This window comes from Parabacteroides sp. AF39-10AC, from assembly GCF_003635405.1.
GTDB classification, from domain to species: domain Bacteria; phylum Bacteroidota; class Bacteroidia; order Bacteroidales; family Tannerellaceae; genus Parabacteroides; species Parabacteroides distasonis.
This window is the reverse complement of the sequence record NZ_QTLP01000010.1, coordinates 79,540-95,950: the sequence shown is the minus strand read 5'-3', so window position 1 is coordinate 95,950 and position 16,411 is coordinate 79,540. Positions and strand designations below refer to the sequence as shown.

12 protein-coding genes are annotated in these 16,411 nt (G+C 49.8%); 7 read left to right on the top strand and 5 right to left on the bottom strand.

Going from position 1 to position 16,411, the window contains the following annotated elements; all coding sequences use genetic code 11:
* Nucleotides 1–8 precede the first annotated feature (8 nt).
* Nucleotides 9–866, bottom strand: a complete 858-nt coding sequence (locus DW033_RS10985) for a hypothetical protein (RefSeq protein WP_122382749.1) — start codon at nt 864–866, stop codon at nt 9–11.
* A gap of 401 nt (nt 867–1,267) precedes the next feature.
* Here DW033_RS10985 and DW033_RS10980 point away from each other — a divergent pair, with 401 nt between their 5' ends.
* From DW033_RS10980 to DW033_RS10955, 6 genes are all read left to right on the top strand, one after another.
* The gene (locus DW033_RS10980) at nt 1,268–1,903 is read left to right on the top strand and encodes an HU family DNA-binding protein (RefSeq protein ID WP_005867237.1); all 636 of its coding nucleotides are present in this window, start codon (nt 1,268–1,270) and stop codon (nt 1,901–1,903) included.
* A gap of 44 nt (nt 1,904–1,947) precedes the next feature.
* On the top strand, nt 1,948–3,735 hold the full coding sequence (locus DW033_RS10975) for an aminopeptidase P family protein (protein ID WP_005867236.1): 1,788 nt from the start codon (nt 1,948–1,950) through the stop codon (nt 3,733–3,735).
* A 10-nt stretch (nt 3,736–3,745) separates the two neighbouring features.
* A complete protein-coding gene (locus DW033_RS10970; RefSeq protein WP_005854163.1) occupies nt 3,746–4,261 on the top strand; it encodes a gamma carbonic anhydrase family protein in 516 nt (171 codons plus the stop codon).
* 157 nt (nt 4,262–4,418) lie between these two features.
* On the top strand, nt 4,419–5,612 hold the full coding sequence (locus DW033_RS10965; RefSeq protein ID WP_087342498.1) for a serine hydrolase: 1,194 nt from the start codon (nt 4,419–4,421) through the stop codon (nt 5,610–5,612).
* Between the two features lie 36 nt (nt 5,613–5,648).
* On the top strand, nt 5,649–6,767 hold the full coding sequence (locus DW033_RS10960; protein WP_057326322.1) for a carbohydrate-binding family 9-like protein: 1,119 nt from the start codon (nt 5,649–5,651) through the stop codon (nt 6,765–6,767).
* A 27-nt stretch (nt 6,768–6,794) separates the two neighbouring features.
* Nucleotides 6,795–8,198 (top strand): C1 family peptidase, encoded by a 1,404-nt coding sequence (locus DW033_RS10955; RefSeq protein WP_057317395.1) that lies wholly within the window; start codon nt 6,795–6,797, stop codon nt 8,196–8,198.
* 134 nt (nt 8,199–8,332) lie between these two features.
* On the opposite strand, the gene DW033_RS10950 is transcribed toward DW033_RS10955, so the two are convergent.
* The gene (locus tag DW033_RS10950; protein WP_008778706.1) at nt 8,333–9,568 is read right to left on the bottom strand and encodes a 3-deoxy-D-manno-octulosonic acid transferase; all 1,236 of its coding nucleotides are present in this window, start codon (nt 9,566–9,568) and stop codon (nt 8,333–8,335) included.
* 2 nt (nt 9,569–9,570) lie between these two features.
* On the bottom strand, nt 9,571–11,088 hold the full coding sequence (gene gltX, locus DW033_RS10945) for a glutamate--tRNA ligase (protein ID WP_122382748.1): 1,518 nt from the start codon (nt 11,086–11,088) through the stop codon (nt 9,571–9,573).
* Nucleotides 11,089–11,183: 95 nt separating this feature from the next.
* Between gltX and DW033_RS10940 the strand changes: the two genes are divergently transcribed.
* Nucleotides 11,184–13,223, top strand: a complete 2,040-nt coding sequence (locus tag DW033_RS10940; protein WP_122382747.1) for an HD family phosphohydrolase — start codon at nt 11,184–11,186, stop codon at nt 13,221–13,223.
* 106 nt (nt 13,224–13,329) lie between these two features.
* On the opposite strand, the gene DW033_RS10935 is transcribed toward DW033_RS10940, so the two are convergent.
* Both DW033_RS10935 and priA read right to left on the bottom strand, forming a co-directional pair.
* The gene (locus tag DW033_RS10935; RefSeq protein ID WP_005867226.1) at nt 13,330–13,821 is read right to left on the bottom strand and encodes a low molecular weight protein-tyrosine-phosphatase; all 492 of its coding nucleotides are present in this window, start codon (nt 13,819–13,821) and stop codon (nt 13,330–13,332) included.
* A 59-nt stretch (nt 13,822–13,880) separates the two neighbouring features.
* The gene (gene priA / locus DW033_RS10930) at nt 13,881–16,343 is read right to left on the bottom strand and encodes a primosomal protein N' (protein WP_005867224.1); all 2,463 of its coding nucleotides are present in this window, start codon (nt 16,341–16,343) and stop codon (nt 13,881–13,883) included.
* Nucleotides 16,344–16,411 lie beyond the last annotated feature (68 nt).

Sequence of the window (16,411 nt, the reverse complement as noted above, 5' to 3'; positions counted from 1 at the left end):
TGAATATATTAATAGTTCACGGGACCCAGCGTAGCTTCTATCGCCACCCCTGCGGCGGTAACCGCTATCGCCCCTACGACAAGGCCTGCCGTAGCCCCATGAGTCTCTTTCACGTAAAAGAAATCGCCGGATTGCTGCTGTCCCTCATCGAAATACCGGGGAGCCACGTCGCCGACCTTGATCAATTTCGCCAGATAGAAGTTCCGCTCAAAAGAGGAATGCTTCAAGGGCTTCCCATTGGTCCCCCCGGCGAACAACGTCAGGTAGCTACGGAATCTCAGCGGAGAATCTTCTTCCGTAAAATCCTTCACTCGGATATTTACGGTGGTGTTTGCTTTCGTTGTCATTTGCTCCTTTACATACTCTTCCTTCGGGATCTCGTTAAACGGGAAGTTGGCTAATTGCAAAGGCGTATTGACTAATTTGGAATGCGGCGGGATAAACTCAACGCCCTTCGGCAAACTCACATCACCGGAGAAGGAACCTTCCGAGTAGCTCCACCCGCTGCTGCTCCTATCGCTCCAATGAAAGGAGCTACCGGATGCCACGCTAGAGCTCTCGCCTCTCACCGAGGCCACTTTCGGATCGTAGGAGGTAGCCACGTCATCGATAATCAGCGCCGACCGCCCCCAATCCACATACAAGGGTTCATCCAATTTATTATAAATGGTAATAGTAACCGGGGCGTTCTCTCCCCAGAAACGATAAGAGATACGTACCGTATCGTTTTCCTGCACAAAATCACCTCTCTCATTCTTCTCCCCAACGGGGTCATTCGAGTTCAACATCGAATAATAATAAGAAGAACATGCGCTCAAGCCGAGAAGCAGAGCCGCAAAGACAAAAAGATAAAGCAGATTCCTCATGGCACTTCTTATTTGTTTCTACAAAGCTAGCAAATTATTCCTTGATATCTATTGGGTGCCTTATCTTTAACTTGATTTAAAGGGATCGGTTCACAAGGTTGTGGACCACAAGGCTGTGAGCCCATACACGTTTATCATAACCTTTAGCTCTTTTATCCGGAATCCTTACCCTTTTCTCTTTTATATATTGTACCTTTGAAGCTGAAGTATTCATCATCTACCATCTGTTGGACAATCATCCAACAGATGGTAGATGATCGTCCAACAGTTGGTGCATGATCATGCAACGGCTGTTGAAAGATGAATTCTTCTTGAAGAAACCGCTAAGCTCGCCTATAAAAACGAGTAAGCGATCTAGAAAAATCGGACAAAAGATCTATAACCATTTAAACACAGCACAGATGTCAGCAAATTACAAGTTAGTCAGAAATCCCAACCCGAATCCAGAGGAATCCGGGAAGTCATTACCCCTACATCCTCGTTTGGTCTCTTGCGGGACGATACATACGGATGAGTTCATCAGCAGAGCGAAGTCCCGGTCTTCTTTCTCTCCCGCGGATATGAAAGGGATCTTGCAGCTTTTCCAAGACATGATGGTGGACTTCCTCATGTTCGGTTATAACGTGGAGCTAGAGGGGATCGGTACTTTCAGCGTCTCACTGAAAAGCCGGCCCGTGATGGAAAAGAATGAGATCCGGGCGGAATCCATCCATTTCAAGGACGTGAAGTTCAGATCGTCCAAGGAACTAAGAGACCGGCTGAAGACCATGCCGGTGTTTCGTGACGAGTACACGGTTAGCGATCCCGCATATCCCTCCGCCAAGGAATGCGAGCAAGAGGTATTCCGTTATCTGGAGACGAACCCTTTTATCCACCAGAAGAAGTATATGTCGCTCTGCGGATGCTCCAGAAGTAAGGCTTCCCTCGACTTGCGGCGGCTGGTAGAGGAAGGGAAACTGCGGTGGGAAAAGCTGGGTACTTCCCATCTATATTATAAGGTAGAAGAGCCGGTTTCCGGCGAGACAAATCCAAAATAATTCATTAACTTTGCGAGTATTAATGTTGACTAAAATAAAATGCGATGAAAACAAACATTCCTGAACGTATCGCCGCCCTACGGGAGGCTATGAGGCAACAGAAGGTTGACGCTTACATCATACCCAGTTCCGACCCGCATCTAAGCGAGTATCCGGCCGATCGCTGGAAATCGAGAGAATGGATATCCGGCTTCACCGGCTCGGCGGGAACGATCGTGGTCACCGCGGACAAGGCGGGCTTATGGACTGATTCCCGGTATTTCCTGCAAGCGGCCAGCCAGCTGGAAGGTTCCGGTATCGAACTCTATAAGTTGGCGCTTCCGGAGACACCGTCTATCACGGAATTCCTCTTGCATGAGTTACACGCCGGACAGGCCGTAGGGCTGGACGGGCAAACCTATAGCGCCGCCGAAGCGAGTGCCTTGGCAAATAAACTAAGCCGTAAAGAAATCAAGCTGGATACCTCAGCCGACCTGATCGAGGGTATCTGGAAGGACCGTCCCGCCGTTCCCGGAAACCCGATATTCGAGATGCCGGAAGCATTAAGCGGAGCCTCCGTGCACGAGAAACTAGACCTAATCAATAACCAGTTGCGGAGCGAGGGCGCCGACTGCTTGATCCTCGCCGCCTTAGACGAGATCGCGTGGACATTCAATATCCGGGGTACGGACGTGACCTATAACCCGGTCGTAGTCAGCTACGCCTTCGTATCGGAGGATGAGAGCGTGCTTTTCATCAAGCCGGAGAAGCTGACCGCCGAGATCACCGAGCATTTGAAGAAAGAAGGGGTTACGCTGGCCGAATACTCCATGATCCAGAGGTATCTGTCCCGCCTACCGGAAAATAGCCGGGTATTCGTGGATATGAACAAGACGAACGTCTCCTTATACGACGCGATCCCGGGAAGCTGTACGATCGTGGAAGGGATCTCCCCCGCCAACCACTTGAAGAGCATCAAGAACGAGACCGAGATCAAGGGATTCCAAAACGCCGTGGTAAAAGATGGTGTCGCCTTGACAAAATTCTATATCTGGCTGGAGAAACAAATGGCGGAAGGAGCCCAAGTTACAGAGATCAGCGCCGCCGAGAAGCTGACAGCCTTACGTGCGGAACAACCGCAATACATCATGGATAGCTTCGGCACGATCTGCGGCTACGCCGAGCATGGAGCGATCGTTCATTACTCCGCTACGCCGGAGACGGACGCGACCTTGAAACCGGAAGGATTGCTTTTGATCGATTCCGGCGCACAATATCTGGACGGTACGACGGATATCACCCGCACGATCGCCCTTGGAGAGCCGACGGAGCAGATGAAAAAGGATTTCACCCGTGTGTTGAAAGGTACGATCAGCTTGGCGAAAAGCAAGTTTCCCGCCGGAACACGAGGTTCCCAGATCGATATCCTTGCCCGTAAAGCGCTATGGGATTCCGGAATCAATTACTTGCACGGAACCGGTCACGGTATCGGCCATTGCCTAAACGTACACGAAGGCCCCCAAAGCATCCGCATGGAGGAGAACCCGGTGACCTTGAAGCCCGGAATGGTGATCAGCGACGAGCCGGCCATGTATCGTACCGGCGAATACGGTATCCGTACGGAGAACATGATCTTGGTACGTGAGGACAGCGAGACGGAATTCGGGAAATTCCTAGGATTCGATACGCTGACGCTTTGTTTCATCGACACGAGCTTGATTATCATCCCCATGCTCTCTGTCCGTGAGCACGCTTGGCTGAACAAGTACCACCAAATGGTCTACGACAAGATCAGCCCGTTCTTGAACGAGGAGGAGAAAGCTTGGCTGAAAGAGAAAACAACAGAAATTTAAACAACTAAAAATGGCATTAATTAAATCCGTTCGTGGCTTTACCCCGAAGATCGGTAAAGACACTTTTTTAGCAGACAACGCCACGATTATAGGTGACGTAGAGATCGGTGAAGGTTGCAGTATCTGGTTTGGCACCGTGCTTCGCGGCGACGTGAACTCGATTCGCATCGGCAACGGCGTAAACGTACAGGATGGTTCCGTCCTTCACACCTTATATGAGAAATCGACGATCGAGATCGGCGATGATGTATCCATCGGCCATAACGTAACGATCCACGGGGCGAAGATTTGCAATGGCGCCTTGATCGGAATGGGCTCCGTGGTATTGGATCACGCCGTAGTAGGCGAGGGAGCGATCATCGCCGCAGGTTCCGTAGTACTAAGCAAGACGATCGTCGAGCCGGGCAGTATCTACGCCGGAGTTCCCGCTAAGTTCGTCAAGAAGGTTGATCCCGAGCAAGCGAAGGAGATCAACCAAAAGATAGCCAAGAACTATCATATGTATTCTTCTTGGTATAAAGAATAATAGCATGTATTTGATTATTTGAATTATAAACCATATATTTGTATCTATGAAAAAAGGGACAATAATATGGAGTTAGTAATCTTTCTTGGAGTTGTCGGGATTATTTGCCTAATAGGCTTAATTTACACGTATACCCCTTCAGGCAAAAAGTGGTTACATGAAAAATAATTCAAATAAAGGAATTCAAAACAATAAACACTATTTGTCTCGAAGCGTGAGATGGATAGTGTTTATTTTTATAGTAGGAATCGGAGGGTATCTAGCGTTACCCTCCAATTATTATTTGCGCAGAGCGCTTACTCATTTATTACCCAAGATCGATCAATATCCGATTTTCGAGAACCGGGTCGTACAGGCAGGTTCGCCCCGCCCTTGGGAACTATCGGAAGCTTACAATACGAAAAGTATTCCAGAGCGTTATCTTCCCCGGTTTGAGGAACTGGGTACGGTTGCCTATGTAATCATCCAAGACAATCGACTGCTATTCGAGCAATATTGGGAAGATTATTCCCCGGAATCGCATAGCAATTCCTTCTCGATGGCGAAAAGCATCGTCTCGTTAGCGATCGGCTGTGCTATCGACGATGGATTTATCCGCAATGTCGATCAACCGGTAAGCGACTTTTTCCCGGAATTCAAGGGATACGACGGAAAAGCCCTAACGCTTCGCCATTTGCTGACCATGAGCGCCGGCGTGGATTTCGACGAGGCTTACAGCTCTCCTTTCTCTCCTACCACCCAGTTGTATTATGGCGATGACCTACAGGAAATCGCCTTCGGGATGAAAGAGATCGACGAGCCCGGCGTAAACTTTATCTACCAAAGCGGCGTGACACAACTGCTGGGCTTTATCGTGGAGAAGGCTACCGGGGAGAAACTCAGCGATTATGTATCCCGCAAACTATGGACTCCGATGCACGCCGAGGAAAGCGCCCTTTGGAGCCTCGACCGGAAGGACGGCATGGAAAAAGCCTATTGCTGTTTCAACAGTAACGCCCGTGATTTCGCCCGCTTCGGACAATTATTACTCAACAACGGTCAATGGGATGGCCAGCAATTGATCTCTCCCGCTTATCTGGCGGAAGCGACAAGCCCCGATACCCGTCTTGTCTATAAGGATCTCGGCAAACCCAACCATTGTTACGGATTCCAATACTGGATTCTCGATTACAAAGGGATGAAGATCCCTTATATGAGAGGAATCTTGGGGCAATACGTCTTCACGCTCCCGGAAAAGAACGCCGTGATCGTAAGACTCGGGCACAAACGCAGCGATACTTATACCGCCGACCAACATTATCCGGACGATATAAATACATGGTTGGACGCGGCGATGGACTTACTTCAATAAGAATCTATTTATCAAACGATCTAAAAATAAACGCACATGAGAAAAACGATTTTAACGACAGCGCCATTGGCGGCACTCTTATTGCTTTCTTGCGCACAGAAACCCAGTACGCAAAAACCGGACATCACGTATATGCCGCAACCACCGTTCAATCCGCCGACGTATGTTTGCTACAAGGCCCCCGCTCCTATCAAGATCGACGGAAAGCTTTCTCCCGGGGAATGGGACGCAATACCTTGGACCAGCGACTTCGTGGATATCGAAGGAGACAAACGCCCGGCCCCTCACTTCCAGACCCGGGCCAAGATGACTTACGATGATAACGGAATGTACTTCGCCGTCCTTATGGAGGAGCCGCACGTATGGGCGACCATCACGGAACACGACGCCGTGATCTTCCATGACAACGACTTCGAGATCTTCCTGAATCCTACGAACGACACCCATAATTATCTAGAGTACGAGGTGAACGCCTTGGGTACGGAATGGGACTTGTTCTTAACCCGCCCCTACCGGGATAATCCGCAAGTATTGAATAACTGGGAGTTCGCCGGAATGAAATCCGCTGTTTATGTGGACGGTACGCTGAATAACCCGAAAGACACGGATAAATCATGGAGCGTAGAGGTGTTCATTCCTTGGACTTCCGTATTCCAAATGGACAGAGGAAAAGAAAAGCCGGAAATCGGCGAGCAGATCCGTGTGAACTTCTCCCGTGTGGAATGGACAACGGACGTGAAAGACGGTAAATACGTGAAAGTCCCTATCCAAGGAGAGGATAAGATTCGCGAGTACAACTGGGTATGGGCTCCTACCGGGGTAATCAATATCCATATGCCCGAATACTGGGGTTATGTTCAAATATCGGATAAGATTGCGGGAGAAGGTGAGACTCCTTTCGTAAAACATCCTTCGGAGGAGACGAAATGGATCTTGCGTAATTTATATTACCGTCAGAATGAGTTCGCCGCGACCTTCGGGCATTATGCCAATAACATCAACGACTTGAAGGCAAACGAGCTATGCCCGCAAGAGATCGCCAATCAACTGGAAATACATACGACACCTTCTATGTACGAGATATCGCTACCCACATCGGACGGTACGGTATGGAATATCCGGCAAGACGGTCTGGTATGGCCTAAAAAGAAATAACATAATTTATTAATCAACTTACATATCATGAAACAAAACAATTTATGGATAGCGGCCTTGGCTTTAGGCATCACGCTATCGGCTCACGGACAACAAAGCGGTGGAGGCATCTCACCCACGATGTTGCAGCAAATCAAACAGTCTTATCAAGGAACGCCGACCGATAAGGCGATCCGTAACGCGATCACCAATAACGATATCAACAAGCTTGCCGTTAATGGGGAGAGCAAGAACAATTTGGATACTTACTTCTCCAATAAGGTAGAGAGCAAAGGGATCTCCAACCAACGTTCCTCGGGCCGTTGCTGGCTTTTCACGGGATTGAACGTATTCCGTGCGCAGGCGATCCATAAATACGACATGGGTGAATTCCAATTCTCCCAGAATTATTCTTTCTTCTGGGATCAATTGGAGAAAGCGAACCTTTTCTTACAGGGCATCATCGATACTCGTCTGAAACCGATGGACGACAAGATGGTGGAATGGTTATTCAAGAACCCGATCGGAGACGGAGGGCAGTTCACGGGTGTCTCCGATATCTTGACCAAGTATGGCGTGGTTCCCGCCGAGGTCATGGTAGAGACCAACAGTAGCAACAGTACCGGACGCATGAGCAACCTGATCGGATTAAAGCTGAAAGAATACGGCTTGCAACTTCGCGACCTGTCTACGACCAAAGGCACGACCGTAGCGGATCTGGAGAAAAAGAAAACAGAGATGCTAGGTACGATTTACCGTATGCTCGTATTGAACTTGGGAGAGCCGCCTACGAAATTCACGTGGACTCGCAAAGACGCTAAAGGGAATCCGGTAGAGACGAAGGAATATACGCCTCAGTCCTTCTTCCAAGAATATATCGGGGACGATTTGAAAAACAACTATGTCATGTTGATGAACGATCCGAGCCGCGATTATTATAAGCTGTATGAGATCGATTACGACCGCCACGCTTACGATGGCAAGAACTGGACGTACGTAAACCTTCCGATCGAGGATATCAAACAAATGGCTATCGCTTCCATCAAGGACAGCACCATGATGTATTTCTCTTGCGACGTGGGCAAGTTCTTCGATCGTGACAGAGGTATTCTGGATGTAAACTTCTACGATTACGGTTCACTGATGGGTACGACTTTCGGCATGGATAAGAAACAACGTATCCAAACATTCGCCAGCGGTTCCTCACACGCCATGACCTTGATGGCTGTTGACCTCGACGCAAATGGAAAGCCGAAGAAATGGATGGTTGAGAATAGTTGGGGCCCCGGAGCGAACGCCGGCCACCTCATCATGACAGACCAATGGTTTAATGAGTATATGTTCCGTCTGGTAGTCAACAAGAAGTACATCACGGATCAAGTAAAAGAGATCTTGAAACAAACACCGACTCGCCTTCCCGCTTGGGACCCGATGTTCGCTGAAGAGGATTAAAATAAAATACGGATGAGATAGACAACGCGAATCGTTCAATTACCAATCCGTACATCTATCTCATCCGTATTCCATTGCTATATCAAAAGAGTCTGGGCATACAATCACTCGAATAGCAAACCCGGCTTTATCTATTAACGGATATGGATTTGCCGCAAGATTTGATCCGTCGCTCCTACACTGTTTTTCACAAAATCACCGGCAGCTTGCCCGGAGGTTTCCAAGGCTGTCGGGTCGGTCAATAACTCGTCCATCTTCGTTCGGAAAGAGGAATCGTCTGTGATGGAGAAACCACCACCTACGGCGATCAGATCCTTCGCCTCCTTAAACTTATGGTATCTCGGGCCGAATAAGACCGGCATCCCATAAACGGCGGCTTCCAACGTGTTGTGGATACCCGCTCCGAAACCACCACCGATATAAGCGATCTGTCCATAGCGATAAATGGAAGATAAGAGTCCGAAACTGTCGATGATCAAGCAATCCTTATCGGCCAGATCATCCTCATGCGCCTCCGATAGACGGACGGACGGACGTTTTAGCATCGCCTCGATAGAAAGGAGATGTTCCCGGTGAATCTCATGCGGGGCGATAATCAACTTCATCTCCGGATGCTCATGGAAATAAGGGATAAAGATCGCCTCGTCTTGAGGCCATGAACTGCCGGCCACCATCACGATCGGCCTCTTACCCTCCTTGCTTTCCAAGAAACGTTTGATAAACGGAAGCTCACGAGCTTGCTTACGGACATCCAACACCCGATCAAAACGGGTATCGCCGGTCACCGTCACATTCGTGATACCGAACTCGTTCAAGAGTTTCATCGAACGCTCGTCCTGAACAAAAAGATGATTAAAATAAGATAGCATCTTCCGGTACGGCTTTCCGAACCATTGGAAAAATAGCTGGTCGGGGCGGAATATAGCGGAAATGATATAAACCGGTATTCCCCGCTTCCGCAACTCACGCAAATAGTTCCCCCAAAACTCGTACTTGATAAATATGGCGATCGCCGGGTTCGCCAAATTCAGGAACTTCTTCACCCGGAAAGGCGTATCGAAAGGAAGGTAGCAGATCACGTCCGCTCCCTTGTAATTCTTCCGTACCTCATAGCCAGAGGGAGAAAAGAAAGTCAGCAACACCTTATACTCCGGATGTTCCGCCTTGATCTTCTCGATCATAGGGCGCCCTTGCTCGAACTCGCCCAGCGAGGAGGCATGGAACCAGATGTATTTAGCGTTCCGGTCGATCTTCTCACGAAGTATGGAATTTGTTTTCCATTGCCCGAATCGCATCAGTCTCGCCTTTTTATGGAAAGGCGAGATCAAAGCGACTACAAAAGCGTAGAGATGTATTGCTAAACTGTACATGATTATTTTAATATCTCGATAGCCCGTTGGATACGGCGGATAGACTCCTCTTTACCCAAAGCCTCGGTGATATCAAAGATACCGGGGCCCTTACCCTCGCCAACCAAGGCCAGACGGGCGGCGTTCATGATATTCCCCAAATGATATCCCTTGCTCTCGATCCAAGCCTTGCACTCGTTCTCGGTACCTTCTACGTCGAACGGCTCACGGGCACGCAGTTGTTCGATAAACTCACCCAATTGAACAGCGGAATCCTCTTTCCAGCGTTTCTTGCGGGTTTTCTCATCGTACTCCGTCGGGGCGATAAAGAAGAAAGAGCAAAGATCCCATAACTCACTCACGAAATTGACACGGCCTTTCATCATACCGACTACTTTCTCTACATAAGCATGGGTAGTCTGGATACCATGGCTTTCCACGATCGGCAAGAATAGGTCTGCGATCTCCACATTACTCTTCTCCAGCAAATAGTGGTGGTTAAACCATCTGCCTTTCTCATAATCGAACTTAGCACCGCTCTTGCTGCAACGAGACAGGTCGAACAAACGGATCAAATCATCCATGCTCATCACCTCTTGATCATTACCCGGATTCCAGCCCAGCAAAGCGAGGAAGTTTACGACAGCCTCGGGGAAGTAGCCACTCTCACGATAGCCCGATGAGACATCACCCGTCTTCGGATCGTGCCATTCCAAGGGGAATACAGGGAAGCCCAGACGATCGCCGTCACGCTTGCTCAACTTACCATTACCTTCCGGTTTCAACAGCAACGACAGGTGGGCGAAACTAGGCATCGTATCTTCCCAACCGAAGAAACGATATAATAATACGTGAAGCGGCGCGCTCGGCAACCACTCCTCACCACGGATCACATGGGTAACCTCCATTAAATGGTCGTCAACGATATTCGCCAAGTGGTAAGTAGGCAATTGGTCAGCCGATTTATATAATACTTTATCATCCAAGATAGAGGAGTTGATAACGACCTCGCCACGGATCAAGTCATTCACATGGATATCCTCATTCGGCTCGATCTTAGCACGAACCACATACTGATGACTGGACTCGATTAGGTTCTGAACCTCTTCAGGGGAAAGTGTCAACGAGTTGCGCATTAGCGAACGGGTAGAGGCGTCGTATTGGAAATTGGCGATCTCCTTCCGTTTCTCCTCCAACTCGGCAGGCGTATCGAACGCTATATAAGCATGGCCATCGTTCAGCAATTGATCGACATACTTCTTGTAGATCTCACGACGCTCGCTCTGGCGATACGGGCCGTAGTTGCCGCCGAAGCTCACGCCCTCGTCGAACTTGATACCTAGCCAAGTCAAGGCCTCGATGATATAGTCTTCCGCCCCGGGAACGAAGCGTTGGGAATCCGTATCCTCGATACGGAGAATCATATCACCGCCATTCTGTTTAGCGAATAAATAGTTGTATAAAGCCGTGCGGACACCTCCGATATGCAGCGCCCCCGTAGGACTAGGCGCAAAGCGTACTCTTACTTTTCTTTGAGTCATAATACTTACATTCTATAATAATGCGGCAAAAGTACGCCTTTTTTTCCGCTTAGTGAAGTTTTTTACGTATATTTCGGACGCTAAAAGGAATCTATATGAAACAAAAGAATTACAATATACCGACCGTGGTCTACTTCGTGGTGACCGCGTTACTTATCGCCTACTTCTTCCCCCGGGAGGGAAAATTCCGTTATCAGTTCTATGAAGGCAAGCCTTGGAGGTACGGATTGCTCACCGCCCCGAGCGATTTCCCGATCTACAAGACCGACGACGAGGTAAAAGCGGAGAAAGACAGCGTACTCCGTAAGTTCGAGCCTTATTACCGCATGAACCCCGGCATCCAGAAGGAAGAGGTCGAGAAACTGCGCACCAACTACAATAACGACAATAGCCTGCGAAGCAAAGTATCCCCCGCTTACATGCAGTACATCGAGAGCAGTCTAATTAACTTATACAAGAACGGTATCATCTCATCGCAGGATCTGGACGAGCTACGGAAAGAGGAATACTCACGTGTCAACCTCTTGGAGAACGCCGTCGCACAGCCCCGCTACGTGAGCGACTTCTTCACCGTGCGCACCGCCTACGAGTTCATTATCAACAACTGCCCGTCACGGCTGGACAAATCCATCCTGCAATCGTGTGACATCAATAACTACCTCACCGAGAACATATCCTATGCCGCTGACATGTCCGACAAGATCAAGGAGGATATGCTACAGGGCGTATCGATCGCCAACGGCATGGTACAAGCCGGAGAACGTATCGTAGACCGGGGCGAGATCATCGACAACCATACCTACAACGTGCTCCGTTCCCTAAAGGCCATACACGAGGCCAAGACCGGGGGCACGCAGACGCAAGGCATCATATTGGCCGGACAATTCGTGCTCGTCTTCGGGCTAATGTTCTGTTTCTGGCTCTACCTATGGTCTTTCCGCTTGAAGATATTCCACAACCGGAAGAACGTACTATTCTTGATCCTCTGCATATTCGTGAGTTGCATCCTTACGGAACTATGTGTTACCTACGCATTATTCAACGTATATATATTGCCGTTCGCCATCGTACCGATCGTAGTACGTACCTTCTTCGATTCCCGGACGGCGCTTTTCACGCACCTTATCATCGTGCTGATCTGCTCGTTGATGGTACCTTTCCCGCATGAGTTCCTGTTGCTACAAACCATAGCGGGCATGGTCGTGACGTTCAGCCTGAGAAACCTGAGCGAACGTTCGCAACTGATCCGGTGCGCATTCTTCATCTTCCTCTCGTACGCCATCTGCTACATGAGCCTCACGTTGTTCCAAGAGGCGAACCTGAATAAGATCAACTGGATGATGATGCTCTATTTCGGCATCAACTTCATCCTCGTCATGTTCACCTACGTATTGGTATATATGCTGGAGAAGACGTTCGGCTACGTATCGGACATCACCTTGGTGGAACTGTCCAACATCAACAACCCGATCTTGAAAAAGCTTAGCGAGACTTGCCCGGGCACGTTCCAGCACTCCTTGCAGGTATCCATCCTCGCTTCCGAGGCGGCCGCCAAGATCGGCGCCAACGCCCAACTGGTACGTACCGGCGCCCTTTATCACGACATCGGGAAGATGAGCAACCCCGTCTTCTTCACCGAGAACCAATCGAGCGTGAACCCGCATAACCAGTTATCGTTCGACCAAAGCGCGCAGATCATCATCAGCCACGTCACCAAGGGCGTGAAGATCGCCGAGAAGGCCCTGTTACCCAAGGCGGTTATCAGCTTCATCCGTACGCACCACGGGCGTGGCAAGGCGAAGTATTTTTACAACTCTTTCAAGAACCAATACCCGGACAAGCCGATTAACGACGAGCTATTCACCTACCCCGGCCCGAATCCCTTCTCGAAGGAGACCGCCGTACTGATGATGGCCGATTCCGTGGAAGCCGCCTCCCGCAGCTTGAAGGAACATACCGAAGAGAGTATCAGCGCCTTGGTGAACAAGATCATCGACGGGCAGATCGCCGACGGCTTGCTAAAGAGCGCTCCGCTGACCTTCAAGGACGTGGAGACCATAAAGAGCGTATTCGTAGACAAACTGAAAACCATGTTCCATACCCGAATCAGCTATCCGGACTTGAAAAAACAATAATTATCAAGCAGATAGGCATACAGCCATCGGCACAGAACCATAATGCCTATTGTAAGGTTCTTATAATCGCAGTTATAAGCATCTTACAATGGGCATTCTAGCAACCTTACGATGGGCATCGTAATAATCGGCAATATTCCAACAACCCGGCGCAAGCGTCTTCCAATAGATCCAAGACCAGCTCGAAGCCCTCGGCACCGCTATAATAAGGATCCGGGACGTGATCGTACAACTTATTCCGGGAGAACTCGGTCATCCGATGTATCTTAGCGACGGATTCCAGATCGGGAGCCATCCGTTTCAAATCCGTTATATTTTGGTCGTCCATGCCGATAATCAAATCGAAGTCATGGAAGTCCCACTGACGTACCGGACGGGAGATCGAATCCAACGAATATCCCCTGCGAGCCGCATGCGCCCGCATCCTTGAATCTGCCCGGTCTCCCTCATGATAGCCGGTGATCCCGGCGGAATCGATCTCGATCCGAGCTTCCAGCCCCGCATCCTTCACCAACTTCTTCATTACCGCCTCCGCCGAAGGGGAACGGCATATATTTCCCAAACACACAAACAACAACCGTATCTTTTCCTCCTTCATCCCTAAGCTCCTTTCCTTTAATTTTCAATTTTCAATTCTCAATTCTCCATTTTCAATTCTCAAGCCGGGTCCACATCATAATGAACCAACAACTGCTTAAATAGCGCATATCCCTGCATCTCCGCATGAATCCCCTCCAATATCTCACGAAGCGGAGCGATCCCGGCGGATATCTCGATCTTCAAGACGATCTTCTTGATATGAAGCGTCTGTACCCGAGTGATAGGCGGCGTAACCGGCCCCAACACCCGCTCACCCAAACGAGCACGAAGTTTCTCGGCGTATAAAGCAGACATTTCCTGCAAAGCCTCCTCATTCCGACTTCGAAGGATCAAGACGATCAAACGGTAGTAAGGCGGGTAACGGAACATACTACGCTCGCTCAATTGCAAGCTCACCATTTCCTTATAAGCAAAATGCTGCACCATACGGATCAAAGGATGCTCCGGCTGAGTAGTCTGCAAGATCACCGTACCCCGCTTATCCCGTCGTCCGGCACGTCCGCTAACCTGTACCATCAATTGATAAGCCCGCTCGTGCGCCCGGAAGTCAGGGAAATTCATCAGGCTATCGGCACTCAGGATTCCGACCACGCTGACATTCCCGAAATCCAATCCCTTCGACAACATCTGGGTACCAATCAAGATTTGTGTCTTCCCCTTCTCGAAATCCGAGATGATCCGCTCGTAAGCCGTGCGGGTACGGGCCGTATCGAAATCCAGCCGCTCCACCTTCGCCGCTGGGAATTGCCCAGCGATCTCCTCCTCTACCTTCTCCGTACCGAAGCCTTGCATCTTGAACTCCGTCCCCTTACACTCGGGACATACCTGCGGCAAGCGGTAGGTATAACCGCAATAATGGCAAACCAGCTGATTATGCGCCTTGTGGTAGGTAAGGCTAACGTCGCAATTCACGCAACGAGGCACCCACCCGCACCCTCGGCACTCGATCATCGGGGCGAATCCCCGGCGGTTCTGGAATAGGATCGCCTGCTCGCCCCGGGATAGGGCCTCCCGCACCTTCTCCACCAACAGAGGGGAGAAAAGGGTATCTTTCATGATCTTCTTGCGCTTTAGCTCCTTCACGTCCACCGTAATAATCTCCGGCATCAAGCAATCACCGTAGCGGGTAGATAACTCAACCAGACCGTATTTCCCCGCCGTAGCGTTGAAATAAGAATCGATGGAGGGAGTGGCGGAACCCAATAAGGTCTTACCGCCGTGCATACCCGCCAAGACGATGGCAGCGTTACGGGCATGGTAACGGGGTGCCGGGTCCTGCTGCTTATACGTATTCTCATGCTCCTCGTCCACGATAATCAAGCCCAAGTCCTTAAACGGAAGGAAGAGGGACGAACGGACCCCCAATACCAGCATAGGCTCGTCGTTATGCAATAGCTTATTCCAAACTTCCACCCGCTCGTTATCCGAGAACTTAGAGTGGTAGACCAATAGCTTATCCCCGAATAATTTCGCCAGCCGTTCCGTGATCTGGGTCGTGATAGCGATCTCCGGCAACATATATAAAACCTGCCGCCCCAGCCGCAAGACCTCATGGATCAAACGGACGTATATCTCGGTCTTACCACTGGAAGTCACGCCATGAAGCAAGCAGACCTCTTTCGTCTTGAAAGCCTCATGGATCTCTCCATAGGCTTTCTCTTGCGCCGGACTGAGCGGATTCGGCTCTTGCAAGCGGCAGACAGATACTTGCAAACGACCCACCTCTTTCTCGTAACTCTCCAAGATACCCCGTTTCAGCAGCCCCTCCAATACCGCAGAGGTATAACCACTGCGTTCCAATAGCTCTTTCTTGGAAAGCTCCTTCGATAAAGCGGGATTCAAGGTATGGCTTAAATCCAAGAAGCTGACCAGCAGAAGCTCTTGCTTCTTCGCTCGTTTCAAATCCTCGAACACCGCCTGTAATTTCGTCTCATCCCGGTAAGCCTCGGCCAAACGGATAAACGCCTGTGTCTTGGGAACGAATCCTCGCTTTAGCTCCTCGCTCACCTCGACCGCCCCTTTCACCATCAAGGAAGAGACGATCGGGACAACATTTCGAAGACCGGTCTTCTTCTCCAACTCCGAGATCGTCAATTTCAAAACCCCGCTAAAAGCATCCAGTACCGCTTGCTCGTTCGGGCGCAAGGGGGCGGTGGCCTCGAAATCCTCATTATAAGTAACCGCCGTCTCGCTTTCCAACTTTAAGCCGGAAGGCAAGGCCGCCTTATACACGTCGCCCAGCTTACATATATAATAAGAAGATATCCATTTCCAGAAACGGAGTTGCGGACGGCGGAGCACCGGCGTGGCATCCAGCAAAGCGTAGATCTCCTTCGTCTCAAAATCGGATACCGGTTCCCGGTCGTGTACCTCCATGACGATAGCCGTATAATATCGTTTCTTCCCGAAATGCACGATCACCCGGCAACCGGGAGTCACGGCTCTCTCCAGATCTTCGGGTATCCGATAGGTATAGCTATTCTCCAAAGGAAGGGGAAGTATGACGTCCGCGTATTTCATTCAAACAGGTGTTTCATTACGAGCCCAAAAATAACAAAAAAGGCCGGACTTCTAAAGCCCAGCCTCTC

Coding starts and splice junctions, on each gene's coding strand:
- DW033_RS10960 (WP_057326322.1), top strand. CDS start 5,649: ATGAGAAAAACGATTTTAACGACAGCGCCATTGGCGGCACTCTTATTG.
- DW033_RS10980 (WP_005867237.1), top strand. CDS start 1,268: ATGTCAGCAAATTACAAGTTAGTCAGAAATCCCAACCCGAATCCAGAG.
- DW033_RS10975 (WP_005867236.1), top strand. CDS start 1,948: ATGAAAACAAACATTCCTGAACGTATCGCCGCCCTACGGGAGGCTATG.
- priA (WP_005867224.1), bottom strand. CDS start 16,343: ATGAAATACGCGGACGTCATACTTCCCCTTCCTTTGGAGAATAGCTAT.
- DW033_RS10970 (WP_005854163.1), top strand. CDS start 3,746: ATGGCATTAATTAAATCCGTTCGTGGCTTTACCCCGAAGATCGGTAAA.
- DW033_RS10950 (WP_008778706.1), bottom strand. CDS start 9,568: ATGTACAGTTTAGCAATACATCTCTACGCTTTTGTAGTCGCTTTGATC.
- DW033_RS10965 (WP_087342498.1), top strand. CDS start 4,419: ATGAAAAATAATTCAAATAAAGGAATTCAAAACAATAAACACTATTTG.
- DW033_RS10935 (WP_005867226.1), bottom strand. CDS start 13,821: ATGAAGGAGGAAAAGATACGGTTGTTGTTTGTGTGTTTGGGAAATATA.
- DW033_RS10940 (WP_122382747.1), top strand. CDS start 11,184: ATGAAACAAAAGAATTACAATATACCGACCGTGGTCTACTTCGTGGTG.
- gltX (WP_122382748.1), bottom strand. CDS start 11,088: ATGACTCAAAGAAAAGTAAGAGTACGCTTTGCGCCTAGTCCTACGGGG.
- DW033_RS10955 (WP_057317395.1), top strand. CDS start 6,795: ATGAAACAAAACAATTTATGGATAGCGGCCTTGGCTTTAGGCATCACG.
- DW033_RS10985 (WP_122382749.1), bottom strand. CDS start 866: ATGAGGAATCTGCTTTATCTTTTTGTCTTTGCGGCTCTGCTTCTCGGC.